At 63.6% G+C, this 1851-nt stretch carries 3 protein-coding genes; 1 reads left to right on the top strand and 2 read right to left on the bottom strand.

What is annotated here, in order from left to right; translation table 11 throughout:
* Window positions 1-274, top strand: a 274-nt coding sequence (locus AruPA_RS21540) for a hypothetical protein (RefSeq protein ID WP_265638779.1), incomplete at its 5' end; no start/stop codon positions are given.
* Window positions 275-279: 5 nt separating this feature from the next.
* Here AruPA_RS21540 and AruPA_RS21545 read toward each other — a convergent pair.
* Window positions 280-1728, bottom strand: a complete 1449-nt coding sequence (locus tag AruPA_RS21545) for an ATP-binding protein (RefSeq protein WP_265638780.1) — start codon at window positions 1726-1728, stop codon at window positions 280-282.
* On the bottom strand, window positions 1728-1851 hold a 124-nt coding region (locus AruPA_RS21550), incomplete at its 5' end, for a winged helix-turn-helix domain-containing protein (RefSeq protein ID WP_265638781.1). The genes AruPA_RS21545 and AruPA_RS21550, both read right to left, overlap by 1 nt.

Consider the following 1851-nt stretch of genomic DNA (forward strand, 5'->3'; position numbering starts at 1 on the left):
CAACCGCCCACCATCACGCTTTTTCGATGCTGCAATTCCCATGATCCACCCTCATCCATGCATTCCAACGCTTGGTAGAGAATCGCAGCGAATCGGCGCAATACCTAGACCTATGGAAAATGGGGGGATTCCTGAGACGCGCGAGCGTAACCTTGCGGCAACCGGTCCGATCGCGGCGCTGGTCAGCCGTCATGGCGTATTGGGGTTCGCCGCACGCCTTGCGTTCGCCGGCATCCCGGTCAGTATCAATAATATTTTTATCCGCCGACTATAAAGTCATCAGGCTTTTGTTGGCAGAACAACAGAGGCCGAGAGGCCGCCTTCGCCGCGGTTTGACAGCTCGATGGTGCCGCCATGCGCCTGTAGCACAGCCATCGCAATGGACAGTCCGAGACCGCTGCCGCCGGTCTCGGCACTGCGTGACAGTTCGACCCGGTAAAAGGGCTCGAAAACTTTCGCGAGTTCGGCGTGCGGGATGCCTGGCCCGGCGTCATCGATCGTCACGATCGCGGTGTGTGGGCCGGTTCCGACCGTCACCGACGCCAAGCCCCCATATTTTAGGGCATTATCGACCAGATTGACCAGCGCACGGCGCAGGGCGGCAGGCTGGCCGTCCACGGTGATCGGTGGTGCCGGTTCCAGGGTCGCCTTGAGCCCGGCATCGGCCAGATCATCGACGATGGCCGCCAGCAGAGCCGTCAGATCGAGGCGCCGGAACGGTTCGATGGCGGCATCGTCGCGGGCGAAAGCCAGGGTTGCTTCGATCATCTGGTTCATCCCGGCGATGGTTGCCAGCATGCGATCACGTTCCTCCGCCTGCGGGACATCCTCGACCCGCAATTGCAGCAGGGTAAGCGGGGTGCGCAGATCGTGCGACAATGCGGCCAGCATGCGCGTGCGGCTTTCCACCAGATGGCGCAGACGCGTCTGCATGACGTTGAACGCATGGGCCGCCTGGCGCGTCTCGATGGTTCCGGTTTCGGCAAGCGGTGGTGCGGTGACATCGCGGCCAAGCCGCTCGGCGGCAGCCGCCAACGTGCGGAGCGGTGCGGTGACCCGCCGGACCGCCCAGATCGAGGCAGGAATGACGATCAACGCCATGGCGATCAAAGCGAGGAGGAAAGGCCAGGCGCGGCCGAAGCCGGCCGACGGGAGGGCGACGGTGAAGGCGAGCCATCGGCCTTGCGGGAGCATCATCGCGACCCGCAAGGCGCGCCAGTCTCCCATGCCCGGCATGAGCGCACCCTGCATCATCGGCATGATGTGCGGCATCGCCATGTGCATCGATTGATGCGCCGATGATCCCATCATCTCCATCATGGCACGCTGTGACGCCTCGCCATGATGGAAGGCTGTTCCAACCTCGACTTGCAGCGAGGCGGCAATATCGGGCGGCAACTGGCGGGCGAGGAAAATGCGGATCATTCTCGCGTCCGTGCCGGTCGCGTCATGCGACACCCAGACCGGCCGATGCGGCAACAGCGCGATCCGCAACGTGTCGCTGCTGGCTGCCTTGATGAGGGGCGTTCGCCAGTTTTGCGGCACCTCGTCGATCAGCCGTGCCAGATTGACAATCCGCTGGGTGGCTGCGTAGGCGCCCATGGTGCGCAGCATGGTTGTCTGATTGAAGGCCAGGATCGCGATGCCGAGCAGCGCGGAAATCACCAGACCGGCCAGCGAGACAGCGAGGGTCTGACCGAACAAGGTGGCGGGAACCAGGCGCCGCATCAGGTGCCTGCCTTGATCGGTTCGACCGTCGGCGTGAAGAGATAGCCGCTGCCCCAGATGGTCTTGATCAGTTGCGGGTCGGCCGCATCCCGTTCGATCTTGCGGCGCAGACGGCTGATCTGG

This window comes from Acidiphilium sp. PA (assembly GCF_026191915.1).
GTDB lineage: Bacteria > Pseudomonadota > Alphaproteobacteria > Acetobacterales > Acetobacteraceae > Acidiphilium.